20 protein-coding genes are annotated in these 22,333 nt (G+C 51.6%); 14 read left to right on the top strand and 6 right to left on the bottom strand.

Annotated elements, in window-relative coordinates:
• The first annotated feature begins 1 nt into the window (after position 1).
• The 4 genes from SK36_RS10030 to SK36_RS10015 are packed head-to-tail and all read left to right on the top strand — an operon-like array spanning position 2 to position 4,334.
• On the top strand, positions 2 to 1,207 hold the full coding sequence (locus SK36_RS10030) for an acetyl-CoA C-acetyltransferase (RefSeq protein WP_048221440.1): 1,206 nt from the start codon (positions 2 to 4) through the stop codon (positions 1,205 to 1,207).
• Complete coding sequence (locus SK36_RS10025) at positions 1,197 to 2,120, top strand: 3-hydroxyacyl-CoA dehydrogenase family protein (protein ID WP_048221439.1); 924 nt, start codon at positions 1,197 to 1,199, stop codon at positions 2,118 to 2,120. Before SK36_RS10030 ends, SK36_RS10025 begins: the two co-directional genes overlap by 11 nt.
• 37 nt (positions 2,121 to 2,157) lie before the next feature.
• The gene (locus tag SK36_RS10020) at positions 2,158 to 3,552 is read left to right on the top strand and encodes a GntP family permease (protein ID WP_197086126.1); all 1,395 of its coding nucleotides are present in this window, start codon (positions 2,158 to 2,160) and stop codon (positions 3,550 to 3,552) included.
• Between the two features lie 11 nt (positions 3,553 to 3,563).
• Positions 3,564 to 4,334, top strand: a complete 771-nt coding sequence (locus SK36_RS10015) for a 3-hydroxybutyrate dehydrogenase (protein WP_048221437.1) — start codon at positions 3,564 to 3,566, stop codon at positions 4,332 to 4,334.
• Positions 4,335 to 4,376: 42 nt separating this feature from the next.
• Here the strand turns inward: SK36_RS10015 and osmC are convergent, their stop codons facing one another.
• Positions 4,377 to 4,808: a peroxiredoxin OsmC gene (gene osmC / locus SK36_RS10010; protein WP_048221436.1), complete on the bottom strand. Its 432-nt coding sequence runs from the start codon at positions 4,806 to 4,808 to the stop codon at positions 4,377 to 4,379.
• 227 nt (positions 4,809 to 5,035) lie between these two features.
• Between osmC and sra the strand changes: the two genes are divergently transcribed.
• From sra to SK36_RS09985, 5 genes are all read left to right on the top strand, one after another.
• Positions 5,036 to 5,176, top strand: coding sequence for a stationary-phase-induced ribosome-associated protein (sra, locus tag SK36_RS10005; RefSeq protein ID WP_045442952.1), 141 nt, complete (start codon positions 5,036 to 5,038; stop codon positions 5,174 to 5,176).
• Between the two features lie 179 nt (positions 5,177 to 5,355).
• On the top strand, positions 5,356 to 7,053 hold the full coding sequence (gene maeA / locus SK36_RS10000) for a malate dehydrogenase (RefSeq protein WP_048221435.1): 1,698 nt from the start codon (positions 5,356 to 5,358) through the stop codon (positions 7,051 to 7,053).
• Positions 7,054 to 7,361: 308 nt separating this feature from the next.
• Positions 7,362 to 9,077 carry an ABC-F family ATP-binding cassette domain-containing protein gene (locus tag SK36_RS09995; RefSeq protein ID WP_048221434.1) on the top strand — a complete coding sequence of 572 codons (1,716 nt, stop codon included), beginning with the start codon at positions 7,362 to 7,364 and terminating at the stop codon, positions 9,075 to 9,077.
• Between the two features lie 235 nt (positions 9,078 to 9,312).
• Positions 9,313 to 9,591: a type II toxin-antitoxin system RelE/ParE family toxin gene (locus tag SK36_RS09990; protein WP_048221433.1), complete on the top strand. Its 279-nt coding sequence runs from the start codon at positions 9,313 to 9,315 to the stop codon at positions 9,589 to 9,591.
• Positions 9,591 to 9,875, top strand: a complete 285-nt coding sequence (locus tag SK36_RS09985) for a HigA family addiction module antitoxin (RefSeq protein ID WP_045442967.1) — start codon at positions 9,591 to 9,593, stop codon at positions 9,873 to 9,875. Before SK36_RS09990 ends, SK36_RS09985 begins: the two co-directional genes overlap by 1 nt.
• Before the next feature lie 56 nt (positions 9,876 to 9,931).
• Here SK36_RS09985 and SK36_RS09980 read toward each other — a convergent pair whose 3' ends face one another.
• From SK36_RS09980 to fdnG, 4 genes are all read right to left on the bottom strand, one after another.
• Positions 9,932 to 10,534, bottom strand: coding sequence for an inorganic diphosphatase (locus SK36_RS09980; protein ID WP_045442970.1), 603 nt, complete (start codon positions 10,532 to 10,534; stop codon positions 9,932 to 9,934).
• 129 nt (positions 10,535 to 10,663) lie between these two features.
• A complete protein-coding gene (gene fdnI / locus SK36_RS09975) occupies positions 10,664 to 11,320 on the bottom strand; it encodes a formate dehydrogenase-N subunit gamma (protein WP_045442973.1) in 657 nt (218 codons plus the stop codon).
• A complete protein-coding gene (fdnH, locus tag SK36_RS09970) occupies positions 11,313 to 12,197 on the bottom strand; it encodes a formate dehydrogenase N subunit beta (protein ID WP_045442976.1) in 885 nt (294 codons plus the stop codon). The genes fdnI and fdnH overlap by 8 nt, the downstream gene beginning before the upstream one ends.
• 12 nt (positions 12,198 to 12,209) lie before the next feature.
• Positions 12,210 to 15,257, bottom strand: a complete 3,048-nt coding sequence (fdnG, locus tag SK36_RS09965) for a formate dehydrogenase-N subunit alpha (protein ID WP_136345514.1) — start codon at positions 15,255 to 15,257, stop codon at positions 12,210 to 12,212.
• A 287-nt stretch (positions 15,258 to 15,544) separates the two neighbouring features.
• Here fdnG and yddG point away from each other — a divergent pair, with 287 nt between their 5' ends.
• From yddG to SK36_RS09945, 3 genes are all read left to right on the top strand, one after another.
• Entirely contained in the window at positions 15,545 to 16,426 is an 882-nt protein-coding gene (yddG, locus tag SK36_RS09955; protein WP_045442981.1) for an aromatic amino acid efflux DMT transporter YddG, read from the top strand.
• Between the two features lie 449 nt (positions 16,427 to 16,875).
• A complete protein-coding gene (ompC, locus tag SK36_RS09950; RefSeq protein ID WP_045442984.1) occupies positions 16,876 to 17,958 on the top strand; it encodes a porin OmpC in 1,083 nt (360 codons plus the stop codon).
• An 82-nt stretch (positions 17,959 to 18,040) separates the two neighbouring features.
• Positions 18,041 to 18,481 carry a GFA family protein gene (locus SK36_RS09945; protein WP_045442987.1) on the top strand — a complete coding sequence of 147 codons (441 nt, stop codon included), beginning with the start codon at positions 18,041 to 18,043 and terminating at the stop codon, positions 18,479 to 18,481.
• On the opposite strand, the gene SK36_RS09940 is transcribed toward SK36_RS09945, so the two are convergent.
• Entirely contained in the window at positions 18,482 to 19,969 is a 1,488-nt protein-coding gene (locus tag SK36_RS09940; RefSeq protein ID WP_045442990.1) for an MFS transporter, read from the bottom strand.
• A gap of 117 nt (positions 19,970 to 20,086) precedes the next feature.
• Here SK36_RS09940 and SK36_RS09935 point away from each other — a divergent pair, with 117 nt between their 5' ends.
• Together SK36_RS09935 and SK36_RS09930 are read left to right on the top strand one after the other, a co-directional pair.
• On the top strand, positions 20,087 to 20,665 hold the full coding sequence (locus SK36_RS09935; RefSeq protein ID WP_045442993.1) for a TetR family transcriptional regulator: 579 nt from the start codon (positions 20,087 to 20,089) through the stop codon (positions 20,663 to 20,665).
• A gap of 216 nt (positions 20,666 to 20,881) precedes the next feature.
• Complete coding sequence (locus tag SK36_RS09930) at positions 20,882 to 22,267, top strand: NarK family nitrate/nitrite MFS transporter (RefSeq protein ID WP_045442996.1); 1,386 nt, start codon at positions 20,882 to 20,884, stop codon at positions 22,265 to 22,267.
• Positions 22,268 to 22,333: the final 66 nt, after the last annotated feature.

Below are 22,333 nucleotides of genomic sequence, written 5' to 3'. Positions count from 1 at the left end.
CATGCAGGATGTTGTTATTGTCGCAGCAACGCGTACGCCGATTGGCAGTTTTCATGGCGCGCTGGCTCCGCTTTCTGCCGTTGATCTAGGGACCGTCGTCATTCGTGCCCTGCTGGAGAAAACCGGCGTAGCGCCAGATCAGATTGACGAAGTTATCCTCGGCCAGGTACTGACCGCAGGTTGCGGTCAGAATCCGGCCAGACAGACTGCGTTACGCGCCGGATTGCCGGTTACCACGCCCGCGATAACCATTAATCTGCTGTGCGGCTCAGGTTTGAAAGCGGTACATCAGGCTGTACAGGCCATACGCTGTGGCGATGCGGAAATCGTGATCGCCGGAGGCCAGGAAAGCATGAGTAATGCCCCTTATTTTCTCGACGGCGCTCGCGCAGGTTTACGTCTCGGCCATGCCAGCCTGAAAGACAGCGTGGTGCATGACGGACTGTGGGATGCGTTCAATGACTATCACATGGGGATTACTGCTGAAAACCTGGCCGATAAATTTGCCATCAGCCGTGAGCAGCAAGATGCCTTTGCCCTGCTCTCCCAGCAGAAAGCAGCGGCGGCTATCGAGGCTGGTCGTTTCACCGCAGAAATTACCCCGGTCAGCGTCCCGCAAGGAAAAAACACACCGCGTCTGGTAGATAGCGATGAGCAGCCTCGCCCGAATACCCAGGCCGACAAACTGGCGCAGCTTAAACCGGCTTTTCGTCCCGGTAATGGCACGGTGACGGCAGGCAATGCGTCATCCTTAAACGACGGTGCGGCGGCGGTGATGCTGATGAGTGCAGCCAAAGCCGCGCAACTGAACCTTCCGGTTCTTGCCAGGGTTACTGGCTATGCCGTTTCGGGCGTTGATCCGTCAATCATGGGTATTGGTCCGGTCGAGGCATCGTTGCAGTGTTTGAAACGCGCAGGCTGGACGCTGGATGACGTGGATCTTATCGAAGCCAACGAAGCATTTGCCGCGCAGGCGTTGGCAGTCGGCGAATCCCTGAACTGGGATAGCAACAAAGTGAACGTCAACGGTGGCGCAATTGCGCTTGGTCACCCGATTGGCACATCCGGGTGCCGCATTCTGGTAACCCTTCTGCACGAAATGACTCGCCGCAATGCGACCAAAGGTCTGGCGACGCTGTGCGTCGGCGGTGGTCAGGGTGTGGCGCTGACGGTTGAACGTCCGACAGGAGCACAGCATGCAGACTAATCACATCAGCGTACTGGGTGCCGGTTTAATGGGTGTCGGCATCGCTACCCACTTCGCCCGTTTTTCCCATGATGTCTGGCTTTTCGATACTGATAACAGCAGGATTAATGAAATTACCGCTGTTGCCAACGGCATACTGGATGAGTTGATTGCGACCGACCAGTTTCCCGCCGATGACAAAGAACAGGTTCTCAGCCGGTTGCACGGAACTACCTCTCTACAGGATATCGCCGCATCGGGATTACTGATTGAGGCTATCCCTGAACGGATTGAACTCAAGCATGCGTTGTATGCGCAACTGGAAGCACTGATAGCACCAGATGCCGTTATTGCCAGTAACACCAGTGGCCTGCCGCCCGATGCGCTGGCAGAGAACCTCATTCACCCGGAGCGATTGCTGATCGCCCATTTCTGGCACCCACCGCACTTTATTCCCTTAGTTGAAATCGTTCCTGGCTCGGCAACCAGGACAGAATATCTCAGCGAATTACAACAACTGCTGGTCTCGATGCAGCTTGAGGCTGTGGTACTCGACCGTGCTGCGCCAGGCTTTGTCGGCAACCGCCTGCAGTTTGCCTTACTGCGTGAAGCGCTGCATATCGTCAAGAGCGGCATTGCCAGCGCAGAGGTAGTGGATCAGGTAATGCGAGCCTCACTCGGACGCCGCTATGCGATGGTCGGTCCGCTGGAAGCCGCTGATATGACCGGGCTGTCCACCGTGCAGGACATTTGTCGCCACCTGCTACCGGAACTGGCCACCGGCAGTGACATGATGTCACTTGTCGCTGACAAGGTTGCCCGCGGTGATACCGGTTTGCGCAGCGGTCAGGGATTCTATCGCTGGGATGATTCGCGCAAGGAGTACATCCAGCAACGCCGGGAACATCAGCTGCGCTTTGCGCTGAAGCCATAACGTCTCTTTCTGTACCCCACTATAATAATAAGGAGTCATGATGAGTGTATTAATCGCCCTGGCAGCATTGGGCCTGCTGATGCTGGCAGCCTATCGCGGATACAGTGTCATCCTGTTTGCCCCCATCGCGGCATTAGGCGCTGTCCTGCTCACCGAACCGAGCGCCGTCGGCCCCGCCTTTACCGGCCTGTTTATGGAAAAAATGGTCGGTTTTGTGAAGCTTTACTTCCCGGTGTTCTTACTGGGAGCAGTATTTGGCAAGTTAATCGAGTTATCTGGTTTTTCCCGATCCATCGTCGCCGCCGCGATCAACATTCTGGGCCGTCGTCACGCCATTCCGGTGATTGTACTGGTGTGTGCGTTGCTGACTTACGGCGGTGTGTCGCTGTTCGTAGTGGCCTTTGCGGTGTATCCGTTTGCGGCTGAGTTGTTCCGTCAGAGCAATATTCCCAAGCGTCTAATCCCGGCAACCGTCGCGCTGGGCGCATTCTCATTCACTATGGATGCTTTGCCCGGTACGCCGCAGATCCAGAATATTATCCCGACCAGCTTTTTTGGTACTAACGCCTGGGCCGCACCCTGGCTGGGGCTCATAGGTTCGCTATTTATCATCTTTGTCGGCCTGGTCTATCTCGAGCGCCAGCGGCGCAAAGCACAGACAAAGAACGAAGGCTATGGCACCGAGCTGCTTAACGAACCGGAAACACCGGATAACATTAACCTGCCTAATCCAGTCATTGCGATTTCCCCGCTGATTCTGGTGGGTGTATTTAACCTGCTGTTTACCCGTTGGATCCCGGTCTGGTATGGCACCAGTCATCAGCTGGAGCTTCCTGGCCTGGCCAAGCCAATCACGACTGAAGTCGGGAAAATTACCGCTATCTGGGCAGTAGAAGCCGCGCTGATTTCGGGGATCCTGTTAGTAGTGGTTTTTGGTTATCGCAACATCAAAGGCCGCCTCGCCGAAGGAAGCAGAACGGCTGTCGGCGGCGCGATTCTGGCGGCAATGAATACCGCATCAGAATACGGTTTTGGCGCTGTGATCGCCGCCCTGCCTGGTTTTCTGGTGTTGTCCAAAGCGCTGGCGGCCATTCCTGATCCACTGCTCAATGAAGCCATCAGTATTACCACCCTCGCCGGGATCACCGGCTCGGCATCCGGCGGGATGAGCATTGCATTAGCGGCAATGTCAGACACCTTTATCGCTGCCGCACATGCTGCCAACATTCCGTTGGAAGTCTTTCACCGCGTCGCCTCTATGGCCAGCGGTGGCATGGATACCCTGCCGCATAACGGCGCGGTAATTACGCTGCTGGCCATCACAGGCTTGAGCCATCGCCAGGCGTATGGCGGGATCTTCGCCATCACCGTGATCAAAAGTCTGGCCGTGCTGTTTGTGATCGGCGTCTTCTACACCACCGGAATTGTTTAAGGAGAATCACCATGAACTTAACGGGAAAAACAGCCCTGGTTACCGGATCGACCAGCGGTATTGGATTAGGTATTGCGCAGGTTCTGGCGAAAGCCGGGGCCACTTTGATTCTCAACGGCTTTGGTGATGTTGAGGCGGCAAAAGACGCCGTGGCGCAGTATGGCAAAACACCAGGGTATCATGGTGCTGATCTCAGCGATGAAGCGCAAATTGCCGCGATGATGCACTACGCCGAAAGCGAGTTTGGCGGCGTGGATATTCTGGTCAATAACGCCGGGATCCAATATGTCTCACCGGTCGAGACATTCCCTGTAGACAAATGGAATGCAATCATTGCCATCAACCTGTCCTCCGTTTTTCACACTACGCGCCTGGCGCTTCCCGGTATGCGTGAACGCAACTGGGGACGCATTATTAATATCGCCTCGGTGCATGGGCTGGTGGCCTCAAAAGAAAAATCGGCCTACGTTGCGGCGAAGCACGGCGTGGTCGGCCTAACCAAAACCATAGGACTGGAAACGGCGCAGACTGGCGTAACCTGTAATGCGCTGTGCCCTGGTTGGGTCCTGACCCCGCTGGTACAACAGCAGATCGACAAGCGCATTGCCGAAGGCGCAGATCCGGAAGCGGCACGTAACGCGCTGCTCGCGGAGAAGCAGCCTTCACGTGAGTTTGTCACGCCCGAACAACTGGGTGAGTTCGCGCTGTTCTTGTGTTCAGATGCTGCGGCGCAGGTCCGCGGTGTGGCATGGAATATGGATGGCGGTTGGGTGGCACAGTAAGTTATGTATGCCGGATGCGGCGTCGCATCCGGCCTGCATCCGTCAGGACTTCAACTGATAATCCAGGGTAATTTCTGCGTTCAGAACCTGTGACACCGGACATCCGGCTTTCGCCTTCTGGATTATGCCGTCAAATGTTGCTGCATCGATCCCTGGCACGGCAACCTCACTGTGTAATGCCACTTTGGTTATCGCAAAACCCGCATCCACTTTATCCAGAGAAACATCGGCAGTGGTATCAATAGCGTCTGGCGTAAAACCCGCTTCGCCCAGCATTAACGAAAGCGCCATTGAGAAGCAGGCAGCATGTGCAGCGCCAATCAGTTCTTCCGGGTTGGTGCCTTTCGCGCCTTCGAATCGCGTATTAAACCCATAGGGTTGCTGGTTCAGCACCCCACTTTCGGTAGACACGGTTCCTTTCCCACGCTTAATGTCGCCTTCCCAGTGCGCCTGACCTTTCTTATGGATAGTCATTACTGCTCTCCTGTGTTGTCGTCGGAGTTACAAGTATAGGACGCTGAGGCAAAAGCATGTGTCAGATTGGAATGTTCTGCATTCCCTGCTTAAGCATTGACCTTTCAGAGAAAATGACCGACCATCCAGAAAGCCGTTTTTTATACATCGGCTTTCTATCAGGTTGTATTTCGTCCGATCTTACGCGGACTCGCCCTTGAAACCAGTAACAGGATTAAGGAGTTAGAATGAAATCGAACCGTCAGGCCCGTCATATTCTTGGACTGGACCACAAAATCTCCAATCAACGTAAAGTCGTAACCGAAGGCGACAAATCCAGCGTGGTCAATGCTCCAACCGGAAGAAAACGCCGCGCTGACAGCAAGTAATTTCCTGCACGACATACGGATTAACGAGATAAACACCATTGCAACCGCAGTGGTGTTTTTGCTTATAAAACCCCTTAACCCATTCACAATGCTTTATACTTCGCCCGTTTCCCTGGCAGACAGGCCACATACGATCATAAAGAGTGCCAGGGACGGTTATTCAAAAAAGAGTGAGTGACATGGAAAACGAAACTAAAAAACTGCGTTCCCTTTATATCCCTTACGCTGGCCCGGTACTGCTGGAGTTTCCCCTGCTAAACAAAGGGAGTGCTTTCAGTGTGGAAGAACGACGTAACTTCAACCTGCTGGGGTTACTGCCGGAAGTCGTCGAGACGATTGAAGAACAAGCCGATCGTGCCTGGATCCAATATCAGGGATTCAAAACGGAAATCGACAAACATATCTACCTGCGCAATATCCAGGACACCAACGAAACCCTGTTCTATCGGCTGGTGAATAACCATCTTGATGAGATGATGCCCGTCATCTACACCCCAACGGTAGGTGCTGCCTGTGAGCGCTTTTCTGAGATCTATCGCCGTTCTCGCGGTGTATTTATCTCTTACCAAAACCGCCACAACATGGACGATATCCTGCAAAACGTCCCAAACCACAATATTAAAGTCATCGTCGTTACTGACGGGGAACGTATTCTGGGTCTTGGCGATCAGGGTATCGGCGGGATGGGCATTCCTATCGGTAAACTGTCGCTGTATACCGCCTGTGGCGGCATTAGTCCGGCCTACACTTTGCCGGTAGTGCTGGATGTCGGTACCAACAACCAGCAACTGTTGAACGATCCGCTGTATATGGGCTGGCGCAATCCGCGTATTACTGACGATGAATACTACGAATTTGTCGACGAGTTCATCCAGGCCGTGAAGCACCGCTGGCCGGACGTGCTGCTGCAGTTCGAAGACTTCGCGCAGAAAAACGCCATGCCGTTGCTGAACCGCTATCGCGATGAAATTTGTTCGTTCAACGATGATATTCAGGGTACCGCGGCGGTAACCGTAGGGACGCTGATTGCCGCCAGCCGTGCGGCAGGAAGCCAGTTGAGTGAACAAAATATTGTGTTCCTCGGCGCAGGCTCTGCCGGGTGCGGGATTGCCGAACAGATCATCGCACAAATCCAGCGTGAAGGATTAAGCGAAGAAGCGGCCCGCCAGCGCGTATTTATGGTCGACCGTTTCGGTCTGCTGACTGACAAAATGCCGAACCTGCTTTCCTTCCAGACCAAACTGGTGCAAAAACGCGAGAATCTGCAGCATTGGGATACGCAAGAAGATGTGCTGTCGCTGCTCGACGTGGTTCGCAACGTTAAGCCGGACATTCTGATCGGTGTTTCCGGGCAAACGGGTCTGTTTACCGAAGAGATTATCCGCGAGATGCACAAGCATTGTCCGCGCCCGATCGTCATGCCGCTGTCTAACCCGACGTCGCGCGTGGAAGCCACGCCGCAGGATATTATTGCCTGGACTGAAGGTAATGCCCTGGTCGCCACCGGTAGTCCGTTTGCTCCGGTAGTCTGGAAAGATAAGACCTACCCAATTGCCCAGTGTAATAACGCCTATATCTTCCCGGGTATCGGTCTTGGCGTCATTGCCTCTGGCGCATCGCGTATCACCGATGAAATGCTGATGTCTGCCAGTGAAACACTTGCGCAGTACTCACCGCTGGTACTGAACGGCGAAGGTCTGGTGTTGCCGGAGCTGAAAGATATTCAGACCGTTTCTCGCGCTATTGCGTTTGCCGTCGGGAAAATGGCCCAGCAGCAAGGTGTGGCGGTGAAAACGTCTGCCGAAGCGCTGCAACAGGCGATTGACGAGAATTTCTGGCAGGCAGAATATCGCGACTACCGTCGTACTTCTATTTGACGGTTTTACCCGGCGGCGCCTGCCGCCGGGTGTTCAAAGCTTGCGCGAATCCATAACTTACGATTACACTTTCATCATCGATTAACATTCTGAAAAATAAAAGGAGGTAATTATGCTGTACTGTGAACGTTTCATCGCTTCACATACATTTGGCGATCGCCAGAGCTCAAGCGTTATCGGTATCGTGCTGCGATAACTTCTGCTTGAGCGAAGCTAACTTCTAAATCCCCTTCTCTCGGGCTTACCGGGTTATCGTCAGCGATGTTTGACGAGGCGTTTTCACGCCTGTAACTCTTGAGTAAGCAACAATGAGCACATTACTAACCGCACAATCCTTACACGTTGATACGGCATTCGGCGCGCTTTTCGACGATCTCACCTTTACCCTTAAAAAAGGCGACCGCATTGGGCTAATTGGCTATAACGGCTGTGGCAAAAGCACGTTATTAAAACTGTTGGATGGCACAATTACGCCCACGAGCGGATTAATTGCGCAGGCCAACCACTGTCATCTAGCCCGCGTGGAACAACATTTGCCGGACGACATTCTCCCGCTAACGCTACAGGAGGCGGTTCTTGCCCAGCTTCCCGAACATGAGCGCGCAGCTCAGCAGTGGCGGGTTGAATCGCTTCTCGCTGAAATGGGCTTTACGCCGGACAATTTGCATCTTACAACGCGAACTCTAAGTGGTGGGCAGCACACGCGGCTGCTGTTAGCGCGTGCGCTGATGCGTAATCCTGATCTCTTGTTGCTGGATGAACCGGGTAACCATCTGGATTTACCGACATTGCTATGGCTGGAGCAGTTCTTACAGAAGTGGTCCGGTAGTTTTGTGGTGGTATCTCACGATCCGCAGTTACTGGATGCCGTTACCCATGGAACCTGGATCCTGCGCGATAGCACCCTGCACGCTTTTGATCTGCCCTGTAGCGCGGCGCGCCAGGCCCTTGTCGACCGGGACGTCAGCGATGCACTACGCTATAAAGCTGAGCAAAAAGAGATTGACCGGGTCGCCGCCAGCGCCAAACGGCTGGCCACATGGGGACGGGTTTACGACAACGAAGATTTGTCCCGCAAAGCCAAACAGATGGAAAAACAGGTGCTGCGCCTGAAAGACAGTCAGACGGAAGTGACTGCAGGAAGTCAGTGGACACTAACATTACAGGGGGATGCTTTGCGTGCAGACCGTTTGCTGGAGATGACTCACCTGTCGGTCTCGCCGGCGCCAGATGCTGCAACGCTGTTTTCTATCGAAGGTATCAGAATCAAAAGCGGTGACCGCGTGGCGATTGTTGGCCGTAACGGTTGTGGAAAATCATCGCTGTTACGACTTATCTGGCAGCAATACCAGTCGCAGATGGCGTCCCGTTCACTGGTGTTACACCCTCGTGTCACGCTGGGGTATTACGACCAGACACTGCATCAGCTCGCGGATGACGATTCGTTGTTTGATGCGCTGGAGCCTTTTGCCCCACAGCCTGATGTTCGCAAGATGGCGTTGATTAGTGCGGGCTTTCCGTGGATCCGTCACCAGCAGTTAGTCAGCACGTTAAGCGGTGGCGAGCGTTCTCGACTGCTGTTTGTCGGGCTGACACTCGCCCGCTATAGCCTGTTGATGCTTGATGAGCCGACCAACCATCTGGACATGGAAGGCAAAGAGGCGCTGGCAAAAACGCTGCAGAGCTTTAGCGGTGGCGTGTTGCTGGTCAGTCATGATCGTCACCTTATCAGCCAAAGCTGTAACCGGTTTTGGTTTATCGATGATGGTGAACTCAGCGAATGGCACGATCTGGAAGCGATTAGCGCACGCATTCAGGAAACCGCTGATGAAATAAGCGCCAGTAAAACCCGGGTAAAAGTGGTGCCAGAAATGAGTCCTGACAGCGATGCTGTACTGGAACAGCTTCTGGAACTGGAACAACGACTGGCCGACGATCTCGCGCGCAAGCCAAAACACCAGAAGCCGCAACTTCAGGCGCAATGGCGTAAGGAGATTGAACGACTGAATTCACAACTTGAGTAAACATATTGCCGGATAAGCAAACTTATCCGGCTTACATGTGCAAATGCTCGTGTAGGCTGGATAAGGCAGTAAGCCACCATCCGGTTATTCCTGCGTAGTGCTTTCCAGATATTCCCTGACCTGCTTTTCCTTTTAACCCGTTAACGGCACTATTTTACAAAATAGCGCCCCGTAATGTTGCGTTTAATGGAACACTAATGATAGCGTTCCTCCAGAAGGAACAAGGAAGGCATGAATGATCGTGAACTTCAGGCACAAAGGATTGCGCGACTTGTTTCTTCATGGGCGAACATCAGGCGTTATGGCAGAGCATGTCCGGCGATTACGGCACCGGCTCGCTGTTATTGATGCGGCAAGCAGGGTTACAGACATCAATATGCCCGGTTATAGACTCCATCCCCTGACGGGCGATCGTGGTGGAATATGGGCAATTTCTGTTTCAGGCAACTGGCGCATTACGTTTGAATTCGTCAATGGCGACGCGTACATACTGAACTACGAGGACTATCATTGATGAAAATGGCAAATCATCCCCGTCCGGGAGATATTATTCAGGAAGCGTTGGACGAGCTGAACGTCAGTCTGCGCGAGTTTGCCAGAGCAATGGGGATTGCACCTTCAACTGCAAGCCGGTTGTTAACCGGAAAAGCAACGTTAACACCTGAAATGGCGATCAAACTTTCTGTCGTGATCGGCAGTTCTCCGGAAATGTGGCTCAACCTGCAAAATACCTGGAGCCTCGCACAAGCAAAAAAAAGCGTGGATATTTCACGTCTGCGCAAGCTTACCGTTCAATAACGCACGCTTTATGCTGCAACAGCAGACCGGATAAGCTTGCGCTATCCGGCATGGCATTATTGCTGAGGTTTTTTCTCTTTCCAGGCATCCCAGGCCTGTTTGATTTCTTGCCTCGCCGCGGCGGCGTCGTTAAAACCGTTTAGCTCAACCTTCTTGCGCCCTTCCGGCAGTTCTTTGTACACGCGGAAGAATGATTCCAGCCGTTGCACTTCGATTTTTGGCAGATCGCTCAGTTCGTTGATGTCGTCATAGGTCGGGTCAATTTTACTGGCCGGTACCGCGACAATTTTGTCGTCCTTCTCACCGCCGTCGATCATCTTCAACACGCCAATGGCACGCAGCTTAATCAATGTTCCCGGTGCCAGCGGCGCACGGGTATAGAAAATAACATCCAGTGGGTCACCGTCACCCGCCAGAGACTGGGTAAGTGAGCCATAGTTAGCCGGATAGGCAACCGGCATCGACTGGAATCGATCGGCAACAATAAAGCCGGTTTTAGCATCGGTTTCATATTTAATGATCCCACCTGCCGGGATTTCGGTCACGGCATAAAACTCTTGCGGGTTATTTTCCGGCTGAGGAAATTCAAGGATGTTCTGCGCCTGAGCTGACGCACAAAGAAACAGGCTAACTGCGAGTAATTTTTTTACCAGAAGCATTGTCTTTTACTCTCTATTATTGGAAAGACAACACCTTACGTTTCACAGATGACACAAACATGACGTTTTTTTGGCAAAAAAATGGCGCTACATCGGTAGCGCCATTTTTATCAGCAGAACGTTAATGGGCTATTTCAACCCTTCCTCGTTCTCTTTTTTCGCCTCTTCGCGTTCAACTTCGCGATACCAGCGCGGGTGATGCTTCTTCGCCCAGCGGCGGCTGACCTTCCCTTCGACCATGCCTTTAATCGATCCTTTCACCCAAAATGCCATGTACATATGGATAAGGATGGCGTGCATTAAAATAATGCCTGCCGCGGCGTGGATCAGCAGGCTGTAGCGCACAACCTGCATCGGGAAGAACTGCGCGAAGTACGGACGCCAGATAATAATACCGGTGATCAGCAGCACAAAAATCATGCTCATGATTGACCAGAACATCATTTTCTGCCCGGCATTGTACTTACCGACGTCCGCCACTTTGTGTTCATTGCCCTTCAGCACTTCCACAATGTTTTTCAGCCACGGAATGTCTTTCTTATCCGGGATGTTGTGGTGAACAAAACGAACGAACATGAACATCAACGCGACGAAGATCAGCAGACCGAAGAACGGGTGCAAAATGCGCCCCATCTGCGGCGTACCGAAGGTTTGCGTCAGCCATTGCAACGTCGGGAAGAAAAACGAAATCCCCGACAGTGCGACCAGGAAGAAGCAGATCACCACCGTCCAGTGACAGGCGCGGTCGATAAATTTCGTGCGCACAATCATTTTCGACTTACTCATGATGATCCTCCTCGTCGTCGTCCACTTCCTTATTCGGGCCAATACCAATGTAGTGGTAAATCAGTCCGGCGAAGGTGGCGATAAATCCGGCGGCTGCCAGCGGTTTCAGCGCACCTTTCCACAAGTTGATAGAAGTATCAATCTGCGGATCCTTCGGCAAACCGTGGTACAACTCCGGCTGGTTGGCGTGATGCAGAACGTACATAACGTGTGTTCCACCCACACCCTGCGGGTTGTAGACACCAGCATGTTCGAAACCACGTGCTTTCAGTTTTTCCACACGCTGCTCGGCCATTTCCAGCATCTCTTGCTTGGTGCCGAAATGTATCGCCCCGGTCGGACAGGTCTTCACGCAGGCAGGTTCCTGCCCAACGCTGACGCGATCCACGCACAGCGTACATTTATACACGCGGTTATCCTCTTTATTGAGGCGCGGAATATTAAATGGACACCCGGCAATACAGTACCCGCAGCCGATACAATGCTCTGACTGGAAATCAACAATCCCGTTGGCGTACTGGATGATTGCTCCGGCAGACGGGCATGCCTTCAGGCAGCCCGGATCTTCACAGTGCATGCAACCGTCTTTACGAATCAGCCATTCCAGCTTGCCGTTCTGTTCAGTTTCGGTAAACCGCATCACCGTCCAGGACTTGGCGCTGAGATCGGCGGGGTTGTCATACACCCCGACGCAATGACCCACTTCGTCGCGGATATCGTTCCACTCTGAACATGCCACCTGACAGGCTTTACAGCCTATACAGGTGGAAACGTCGATCAGTTTCGCGACTTCTGCTTTGTAATCACGTGCCTGAGGCGGCGGCGTGATGGAGTTTGTTGCGGACCTTTTAATGATGTCCTGCGTTTCCATAGACATATGTTCGCCCCCTTACGCCTTCTCGATGTTAACTAAAAACGCTTTGTATTCCGGCGTTTGCGAGTTTGCATCACCGACATTCGGCGTCAGGGTGTTGGCGATAAAGCCTTTACGCGCGACTCCTTCAAAGCCCCAGTGAATTGGGATCCCCACCGTTTCGACCTGCTGACCATTAACATGCAAGGTGCGCAGGCGACGCGTGACTACCGCAACTGCACGAATAAATCCGCGTTTGCTGCTGACCTTCACATAGTCACCGTTGGCAATACCTTTTGCTGCCGCCAGCGTTTCGCTGATCTCCACAAACTGCTCTGGTTGGGCAATCGCATTCAGCAAGGCATGCTTAGTCCAGGTGTGGAAATGTTCGGTCAAACGGTAGGTCGTACCGACGTACGGGAAGTCCTGTTTATTCCCCATACGCAACGCATCCGCTTCGTACAGACGCGCAGCCGGGTTGGAGATAACGTTCGGGTGCAGCGGGTTAGTTCCCAGCGGCGTTTCCATCGGCTCGTAGTGTTCCGGGAACGGCCCTTCCGCCAGCTTATCGATGGCGAACAGACGACCCAGCCCTTCCGGTTGCATGATAAACGGATTGGTACCACTGCCCGGTGCTGCGTTGTTGAAGTCAGGGATGTCGTTGCCTGTCCACTTCGTCCCGTTCCACTTGATCAACATGCGTTTTGGATCCCACGGTTTACCCTGCGGATCCGCCGAGGCGCGGTTATACAGTACGCGACGGTTCAGAGGCCATGCCCATGCCCAACCCAACGTATTACCCAGCCCTGACGGGTCGGCATTATCGCGGTTAGCCATCTGGTTACCCTGCTCAGTCCAGCTACCGGTATAAATCCAGCAGGAGGATGCCGTAGTACCATCATCACGCAGGAGCGCAAAGCTGTTGAGCAACTGACCTTTCTTCGCAACCAGCACGCCGTTGGCATCATAAAGATCTTCCAGCGCATAGCCGTTATTCTCTTTCGCCACCTCTTCAGAATGCGGCTCGTCCGGTTGCTTATAGTTCCAGCTCATTTTCAGCACTGGCTCGACGCCCTTACCACCTTCAGTGCGATACATCTCGCGCAAACGATGATAAATACCGGCCAGAATCTCGCCGTCATTGCGGGCTTCGCCCGGTGCGTCCTGACCTTTCCAGTGCCATTGCAGCCAGCGACCGGAGTTGGCAATTGAGCCGTCTTCTTCTGCGAAGCAGGTTGATGGCAGACGGAACACTTCGGTCTGGATCGATGCCGGATCGACATCGTTAGAATCGCCGTGGTTTTGCCAGAACGTTGAGGTCTCAGTTACCAGCGGATCGATAATCACCAGATACTTCAGTTTGCTCAGCGACTGAACCACTTTGTTTTTGTCCGGGAAGGACGCAACCGGGTTAAAGCCCTGACAGATATAGCCGGTAACTTTCCCGCTATCCATCATGTTGAAGTATTTGATGACGTCGTAGGACTGATCCCACTTCGGCAGCCACTCAAAACCCCAGTCGTTCTCTTTCTGCGCTGCATTGCCGTAGAAAGATTTCATCAGGCTGACGAAGAACTTCGGATAGTTGCCCCAGTAGTTAACCTGTTCGGCCAGCGTTGCTTTTGGTGTGTTCGCCGCCAGATAGGTTTGCAGATCCGCCTGCTTCTCTGACGGCAGCGTCAGATAGCCTGGCAGGCTGGTAGAGAGCAGACCTAAGTCAGTTAACCCCTGAATATTGGAGTGACCACGTAAGGCGTTTACGCCACCACCGGCCATCCCCATGTTACCGAGCAGCAACTGGATCATCGCCATGGTGCGGATGTTCTGCGCCCCTACGGTATGCTGCGTCCAGCCCAGCGCGTACAGGAAGGTCGTGGTACGGTCGGCTGCACTGGTGGAGGCCAGCACTTCACACACTTTCAGGAAGTCGGCTTTCGGCGTTCCGCAGATGTTTTCCACCACATCAGGCGTATAGCGGGAAACGTGCTGTTTCAGCAGATTCCACACACAGCGCGGATGGCTCAATGTTTCATCACGTTTCGCGTAGCCGTTTTCATCGAACTGGTAGTTCCAGGACGATTTATCGTATTGACGTTTTTTCGCGTCGTAACCGCTGAACAGACCGTCTTCAAAAGCAAAATCATCCCGCACCAGCAGACTGGCGTTGGTGTAGTGCTTAACGTATTCAGCGTTGATTTTGTTATTTTCAATCAGATACAGCAACACGCCGGAAAGGAACGTAATGTCCGTACCGGAACGAATCGGCGCATAGATATCCGCAACCGAGGCTGTACGTGTAAAACGGGGATCGACAACAATCAGCGTGGCATCATTGTTGTTTTTGGCTTCCATCGCCCAGCGGAATCCCACCGGATGTGCTTCAGCGGCATTACCGCCCATCACCATTACGACGTTAGCGTTTTTGATATCAACCCAGTGGTTGGTCATCGCACCGCGACCAAATGTTGGAGCAAGACTTGCTACCGTTGGTCCGTGTCAGACGCGCGCCTGGTTGTCTACAGCCAGCATGCCAAGTGAGCGCACAAATTTTTGCGTCAGCATGCCGGTTTCATTACTTGCCGCAGATGCACACAGCATCCCGGTTGAAAGCCAGCGGTTTACCGTTACGCCCTGCTCATTCTTCTCAATAAAGTTGGCGTCGCGGTCAGCTTTCATTAGTTTTGCAATGCGGGAGAATGCTTCATCCCAGCTAATGCGTTGCCATTTATCGGAGCCCGGAGCGCGATATTCCGGGTAGCGCAGACGATTCTCGCTGTGCACATAATCCAGTAATCCCGCGCCCTTAGGACAGAGTGCCCCACGGCTTACCGGATGATCCGGATCCCCTTCGATATGGTAAATCGACTCTTTGGCGTTTTTTGCTCCATCACCCAGGCTATACATTAATAGCCCGCAACCTACGGAACAGTATGTGCAGGTGTTTCGGATCTCTTTCGCACGTAACAGTTTATAGTTTCGTGCCTGAGCCAGTGCCATCTTGGGTGCGAAACCCAATGCAGCAACTGTTGTTCCCGCCATACCGCCCGCGCAGATTTTAAAGAATTGTCTGCGGCTGACGTCCATTGCTTTCCTCTTTTTTGCAGGGATGCGTACACTGACATCCTCAAGTTGCACTGAAAGCGGCAACCAGGAAGATGGCGTGTACAACTTCGCGACGAAACTATCAGCTATATCCATAATTTTTTTGCGTCAAATCAATAACGAAACGGTTCCGCTACTAAATAGTGCAGTTTGTTTAACCTTCGTACCCCCAAGGGGTTAGGCAAAAGGTAATTAGTTGGCGTGTTTTAGTGTAAAGGTGCTATAAATTTCAGCTTCATTTTCGCCAGTACCGTGGACTGAAATTCAGCATGACAAAACAAAAAGCAACGTTAATTGGGCTCATTGCCATTGTGTTATGGAGCACGATGGTAGGACTGATTCGTGGGGTTAGCGAAGGACTCGGGCCTGCAGGTGGTGCCGCGATGATCTTCTCATTAAGTGGTCTCCTGCTTATTTTTACTGTCGGATTTCCAAATATCCGCAAAATTCCTGTTCGTTATTTAATCGCCGGTAGCGTACTTTTTGTCAGCTATGAAATATGTCTGGCGCTGGCATTAGGATATGCCGCAACCCGACACCAGGCTATCGAGGTAGGAATGGTCAATTATCTCTGGCCAAGCCTGACAATATTGTTTGCCATATTGTTCAATGGTCAAAAAACAACCTGGTTGGTAATCCCTGGATTAATTGTCGCATTGACCGGAGTCTGTTGGGTATTAGGTGGTGATAATGGACTCAAACCTGGTGAAATTATAAACAATGTTGCGACCAGCCCACTCAGTTATTTCCTCGCTTTTCTCGGTGCATTTATCTGGGCAACATATTGCACAGTGACCAATAAATATGCGAAGGGTTTTAATGGTATTACCGTGTTCGTTTTACTTACGGCAACGAGTTTGTGGGTTTATTATTTTATCACTCCTCAACCAGAAATGGTTTTCAGCACTCCAGTGACCATTAAGCTGTTTACCGCAGCATTAACGTTAGGATTTGCCTATGCAGCGTGGAATATTGGTATTTTACACGGCAACGTGACGGTGATGGCCGTTGGTTCATATTTCACCCCGGTACTGTCGTCTGCACTCGCGGCCGTATTACTCAGCGCCCCACTTTCGTTTTCGTTCTGGCAAGGCGCACTGATGGTCTGTGCTGGTTCCTTGCTTTGCTGGTTAGCAACACGTCGCGCCTGAAAAAGAAGCTGGGCTTTCAGAACCCGGCTACACTATAATCAAATTATGGATAATTAACGTTCATTTAGCTTGCATTTAATGTTTGCATTTGTTTAATTAAATGTTAAATATGTGATTTATTAATCAATAGTCGAAAGTATTGCAATATGAACAATATTCTTTCGCATGCATATATTACACAACCGAAACTAACGTTAATTAAACCATACGCTCCTCAATAGTCCCCCAGGTAAATATATATATCCAGACAAGTCACATATATCGACTAATACAATCAGTTGTATTATGTAGATCTGGATCACACAAATTCAAATATTCCGTAATATTATGAAACTTATTATTGAACTCATACCACAACGTCATTTAAAAATGGTTTGCCATTGACGAACACCTTCGTTTAGCAATGGTTTAGGAATCACACCAAGAAAAAATTATAAGGATTATTTAGAATGAAACTTAAATTAGTTGCAGTGGCAGTGACTTCCCTGTTGGCAGCAGGTGCGGTAAACGCAGCTGAGATTTATAACAAAGACGCAAACAAACTGGATCTGTACGGTAAAGTTCACGCTCAGCATTACTTCTCTGATGATAACGGAAGCGATGGTGACAAAACTTATGCGCGTCTGGGCTTCAAAGGCGAAACTCAGATCAATGACCAGCTGGTCGGTTTTGGTCAGTGGGAATATGAATTCAAAGGTAACCGTGCTGAATCCACCGGTGGTTCTAACAGCGATAAAACCCGTCTTGCATTCGCTGGTCTGAAATTCGCTGAATACGGTTCTTTCGACTACGGCCGTAACTACGGCGTAGCGTACGACATCGGCGCATGGACCGACGTTCTGCCTGAGTTCGGTGGTGATACCTGGACCCAGACTGACGTATTCATGACCAGCCGTACTACCGGCGTTGCAACCTACCGTAACACCGACTTCTTCGGTCTGGTTGAAGGTCTGAACTTCGCAGCTCAGTACCAGGGCAAAAACGACCGTAGCAACGTACAAGAAGCTAACGGCGACGGCTTTGGTCTGTCTACTACTTACGAATACGAAGGTTTTGGCGTAGGTGCTACCTATGCGAAATCTGACCGTACCGACCTTCAGAACAACCGTAGCAGCATTTTCAAAGCTAACGGTGAAAACGCTGAAGTATGGGCTGCTGGTCTGAAATATGATGCGAACAACATCTACCTGGCAACCACCTACTCTGAAACCCGCAACATGACCACCTACGGTTCCAATGTTAACGGTATCGCTGAAAAAGCTCAGAACTTTGAAGCTGTTGCTCAGTACCAGTTCGACTTCGGTCTGCGTCCGTCCGTTGCTTACCTGAAATCCAAAGGTAAAGACATCGCTGTATTCGGTGACCAGGATCTGGTTGAATACGTAGACTTGGGTGCTACCTATTACTTCAACAAAAACATGTCCACCTTCGTTGATTACAAAATCAACCTGCTGGATGACAACAACTTCACTCGTATTGCTGGTGTAAGCACCGACAACGTTGTGGCTGTTGGCCTGAACTACCAGTTCTAATTTTGTTGTAGTCTGAATGCAAAGCCAGTCCACTTCGGGCTGGCTTTTCTCTTGAAGTAGACTCGGTCATAAGGAGTATGCCGTGCAGACGTTCACAGGTCGTTGTCTTTGCGGACAAAGTCATTTTACCGTTAACGTCGAAATGCTTGATGTCTATGCCTGCCACTGCACGCTATGCCAGAAGTGGTCAGGAGGCATCGCCATGTATCTGGAAGCCAGTGGTCATCCGCTGATGTCGCCAGAGTCAATCGAACCTTCGCACTTTCCCTCTTCAACGCGTGGAGAACGTTTTTTCTGTTCAGGTTGCGGCTGCCCACTGTGGTTTACGCTGACCGACAGCGATCGCTATTTTATTCCGTGGACGTTACTCGAACTTAACGAGGTAGATCGCCGCCGCCTGATTTTAGCGGCAGAAATCTATACTGAAACACAACCTGCGTTCTGGAGACTGACGGGGCAATATGCTCGTCTGAGTGGAAAAGAAGTCGAAGAGATGGATTACCCCTGTCATCTAGCCCACTAGTTATTGACTATTCACCTTCGCCAGACTGAACCACATCCCTACCGCTAACACGATAAGCATGCTGCCAGCGCTGCTCAATGCCACGCTGTGAGACCAGGTAAACGCTTCTCTGGCAGCTGCAAGCAACGCGTCACTCAGGGAAGGTGGAAGCGAATGCGCTAATTGCACCGCCTCGCCCATTGATGATGAAGCGCGCTCCAGTTCCTGCGGATTAAGTCCGGCAGGTGGCAGAATCGATGCGGAAAAACTGCGACTCAGCAACAAACCAAAAATAGCGATCCCCAGTCCGGCACCCAGTTCATAGGCCATAGTTTCGATCGCCCCTGCTGCTGCCGCTTTTTCAGCCGGGGCTGCCGCCATAATAGCTGCGGTTGAAGCCAATAGCGCACTGGCGGCACTGAAACCCAGTAAGGCCATTAAAATCCAGGCTTGTATCTGCTGGGAGCTGAAATCTGTCATTGCCAGTCCGTAAAAGCTGACTGCGCTCAGCGCCATACCTGCCGTTGCTACGCAGCGTAATCCCAGACGTGATACCAACATTCCGGCGATCGGTCCGCTGAATCCGCTCGCCAGCATCACCGGCAACATAAACAGCCCCGCCTGATACGGTGTTAAACCGTGAACAAACTGCAACTCCTGAGCCATCAACAGCTCAAAACCTACCAGCGTTATCATCGCGGTCATGGCCATCACAACGCCGCTAAGGATAATGCGATGCGTAAATAGACGCATATCAATCATTGGGCGCGAAGCAGCAAGCTGGATGCGAACAAACTGCATCAGCAACAGGGCGCCAACCAACAACGTCAGTACAATCACACCGGTCGCGATATGTCCTTTTAACGCAGTTTTGGCGCTATAAACCAGCAACAAGATAGCGACAATCAACATTATCGCATGACCGAAATTTAGCGACTGATCGCGACGTCCAGCCTGGCGCGGAACGTAACGCGCGGTCAATGCCATCACGACCAGAACAATCGGGACATTTATTAAGAATACAGATCCCCAGTAGAAGTGCTCCAGCAGCATGCCGCCGACTAACGGACCAAATGCCGCACCACCGGAACCCACTGCCGCCCAGACACCGAGGGCCATATTGCGGTGGCGTTGCTCGGCAAAGGTCGCACGAATGCCGGCAAGCGTCGCCGGTACGATCATCGCCGCACCGATGGCCAGCACCGCTCTGGTGGCGATGAGCCAGCCGGCAGTAGGTGCAAACGCTGCGGCCAGCGACGCCAGACCAAATAACCCTCCACCCAATAGCAGCAGGCGTTTAAAACCGATGCGATCGCCCAGAGCCCCCATCGGCAAGACCATCCCTGCCATTACCAGGGAATAAATATCGATGATCCACAGTAGCTCGTTACCACTGGCACCCAGCGTCATACTTAGCGTGGGCGCGGCAACGTGCAGCACCGTTGCATCAATCGCAACAGGGATGTAGACCAGCACAATAATCACTAACGTTAACCACTGACGAAACATAAAAATCCCTTCAAACTGAAACTGGACACATGTCCAGCTTTGGCGATCCTACGGAAAATTGAACACATGTCCAACTTTTTTTGTTAGACTGCGAACAACACAGGTACTGGAGGGTGTATGAGCTATTTGAATCGAGATGAACGTCGGGAAGTGATCCTGCAGGCAGCCATGCGAGTGGCGCTGGAGGAAGGTTTTACTGCCATGACGGTGCGACGAATAGCCTCAGAGGCTAACGTGGCAACTGGTCAGTTACACCACCACTTTACCTCCGCCGGTGAACTCAAATCCCTGGCTTTTGTTCGACTTATTCGTACTCTGCTCGATGCTGAACTGGTGAGTGAAGACGCTAGTTTTCGCGAGCGACTGCATTCGATGCTCGGCAGCGAGGAAGGTGGGTTCGAGCCTTACATCAAGCTCTGGCGCGAAGCGCAAATCCTGGCGGATAAAGATCCTGAAATCAAAAGCGCCTATCTACTGACGATGCGAATGTGGCACGAAGAGACAACGGCTATCATTATCCGCGGCCAGCAGGCCGGCGAATTTTCCCGCGCACCGGATGCCGCTGACGTCGCCTGGCGTTTAATCGGTCTGGTCTGTGGTCTTGATGGCATGTATGTGCTGGGTATTGCGGAAATGGCCGATCCCGCCTTCACGCGGCATCTGGATCGTATGATAACTCTGGAACTATTTAGCTGAATTAATAGATGAGTTAACAATACATCTTTTTAAGTTTACAATTAGTAACACTTAAACAACGCGTTATTTCCCCATCACACCGCGCTATTGCACTTTTTTATCTATTCTTTCAGTCAATATTCCTAAAACTTTTCAATAGTTTCTAAAAAGAGCTCGCGCGGCTCTTCCTCTGCCTATTTCTTTTTTTCATGAACGACGTGTGCATGTGAGGACAATATGGCACTACAAAATGAGAAAAATAATCGTTATCTTTTAACTGACTGGAAACCTGAAAACCCCGCATTTTGGGATAATAAAGGTAAACATATAGCCCGGAGAAACCTCTGGATATCAGTAAGTTGCCTGCTGCTTGCCTTCTGCGTCTGGATGTTATTTAGCGCCGTGGCAGTGAATTTAAATAAAATTGGCTTTAATTTCACTACCGATCAACTCTTTTTATTAACCGCATTACCTTCCCTCTCTGGTGCAATATTACGCGTCCCCTACTCCTTTATGGTGCCTATATTTGGTGGTCGCCGCTGGACGATTTTCAGCACTGTAATTCTTGTTATTCCTTGTCTGTGGCTCGGATTTGCCGTGCAAAACACATCTACTCCGTTTGGCGTATTTATTGTTATTGCACTGATGTGTGGATTTGCTGGCGCCAACTTTGCCTCCAGCATGGGCAATATTAGTTTTTTCTTCCCAAAAGCCAAACAAGGCAGCGCGTTAGGCGTTAACGGCGGTCTCGGTAACCTGGGCGTCAGCGTAATGCAATTGATCGCGCCACTGGTTATTTTTCTGCCCATTTTTACCTTTTTGGGCGTACAGGGCGTACCACAGCCTGATGGCTCATTACTGTCGCTGGCTAACGCAGCGTGGATTTGGGTTCCATTGCTGCTGCTCTCAACGCTGGCGGCAGGTATGGGGATGAATGACATCGCCAGCTCAAAGGCTTCTATCGCCTCTCAGTTACCGGTCCTCAAGCGCTTTCATCTTTGGCTGTTAAGCCTGCTGTACCTCGCTACCTTCGGGTCATTTATCGGCTTTTCAGCAGGATTTGCCATGCTGGCAAAAACCCAGTTCCCCGACGTGAATATTCTGCAACTCGCGTTCTTCGGCCCGTTTATCGGCGCTCTGGCGCGTTCTGCAGGCGGCGTTATTTCTGACAAATTTGGCGGCGTACGGGTGACATTAATCAACTTCATGTTTATGGCGTTGTTTAGCGGCCTGCTGTTTCTCACCTTGCCAGGTTCAGGCTCGGGGAGTTTCACCGCCTTCTACCTCGTGTTTATGGGACTGTTCCTGACCGCAGGACTGGGGAGCGGATCGACCTTCCAGATGATTGCGGTGATCTTTCGCAAAATCACAATTTACCGGGTGAAACTGCGCGGAGGCACTGAAGAACAGGCCCAGCGTGAAGCGGTGACAGATACCGCCGCCGCGCTTGGGTTTATCTCCGCTATTGGTGCGGTTGGCGGTTTTTTCATCCCAAAAGCGTTTGGCTCATCCCTGGCGCTGACCGGATCTCCCGTTGGCGCTATGAAAATATTTTTAGTGTTTTACATCGTCTGCGTGCTGGTGACCTGGCTGGTCTATGGCCGCAAATCACAAAAAAAATAACAACGTACATACCGCAGGATCGAATGCTTTTGTCGGCCGGATAAGACCTTAGCCGCCCACAATTTC

The organism is Citrobacter sp. MGH106 (genome assembly GCF_001037495.1).
GTDB classification, from domain to species: domain Bacteria; phylum Pseudomonadota; class Gammaproteobacteria; order Enterobacterales; family Enterobacteriaceae; genus Citrobacter; species Citrobacter murliniae.
This window is presented reverse-complemented; position numbering and strand designations above follow the sequence as displayed.

Bases quoted from the DNA above. Each gene is read 5' to 3' on its own strand.
- fdnI (WP_045442973.1), bottom strand. From the start codon at position 11,320: ATGAGTAAGTCGAAAATGATTGTGCGCACGAAATTTATCGACCGCGCC.
- maeA (WP_048221435.1), top strand. From the start codon at position 5,356: ATGGAAAACGAAACTAAAAAACTGCGTTCCCTTTATATCCCTTACGCT.
- SK36_RS10015 (WP_048221437.1), top strand. From the start codon at position 3,564: ATGAACTTAACGGGAAAAACAGCCCTGGTTACCGGATCGACCAGCGGT.
- fdnH (WP_045442976.1), bottom strand. From the start codon at position 12,197: ATGTCTATGGAAACGCAGGACATCATTAAAAGGTCCGCAACAAACTCC.
- SK36_RS10025 (WP_048221439.1), top strand. From the start codon at position 1,197: ATGCAGACTAATCACATCAGCGTACTGGGTGCCGGTTTAATGGGTGTC.
- yddG (WP_045442981.1), top strand. From the start codon at position 15,545: ATGACAAAACAAAAAGCAACGTTAATTGGGCTCATTGCCATTGTGTTA.
- SK36_RS09995 (WP_048221434.1), top strand. From the start codon at position 7,362: ATGAGCACATTACTAACCGCACAATCCTTACACGTTGATACGGCATTC.
- SK36_RS09985 (WP_045442967.1), top strand. From the start codon at position 9,591: ATGAAAATGGCAAATCATCCCCGTCCGGGAGATATTATTCAGGAAGCG.
- SK36_RS10030 (WP_048221440.1), top strand. From the start codon at position 2: ATGCAGGATGTTGTTATTGTCGCAGCAACGCGTACGCCGATTGGCAGT.
- SK36_RS09930 (WP_045442996.1), top strand. From the start codon at position 20,882: ATGGCACTACAAAATGAGAAAAATAATCGTTATCTTTTAACTGACTGG.
- SK36_RS10020 (WP_197086126.1), top strand. From the start codon at position 2,158: ATGATGAGTGTATTAATCGCCCTGGCAGCATTGGGCCTGCTGATGCTG.
- SK36_RS09935 (WP_045442993.1), top strand. From the start codon at position 20,087: ATGAGCTATTTGAATCGAGATGAACGTCGGGAAGTGATCCTGCAGGCA.
- SK36_RS09990 (WP_048221433.1), top strand. From the start codon at position 9,313: ATGATCGTGAACTTCAGGCACAAAGGATTGCGCGACTTGTTTCTTCAT.
- sra (WP_045442952.1), top strand. From the start codon at position 5,036: ATGAAATCGAACCGTCAGGCCCGTCATATTCTTGGACTGGACCACAAA.
- SK36_RS09980 (WP_045442970.1), bottom strand. From the start codon at position 10,534: ATGCTTCTGGTAAAAAAATTACTCGCAGTTAGCCTGTTTCTTTGTGCG.
- ompC (WP_045442984.1), top strand. From the start codon at position 16,876: ATGAAACTTAAATTAGTTGCAGTGGCAGTGACTTCCCTGTTGGCAGCA.
- osmC (WP_048221436.1), bottom strand. From the start codon at position 4,808: ATGACTATCCATAAGAAAGGTCAGGCGCACTGGGAAGGCGACATTAAG.
- SK36_RS09940 (WP_045442990.1), bottom strand. From the start codon at position 19,969: ATGTTTCGTCAGTGGTTAACGTTAGTGATTATTGTGCTGGTCTACATC.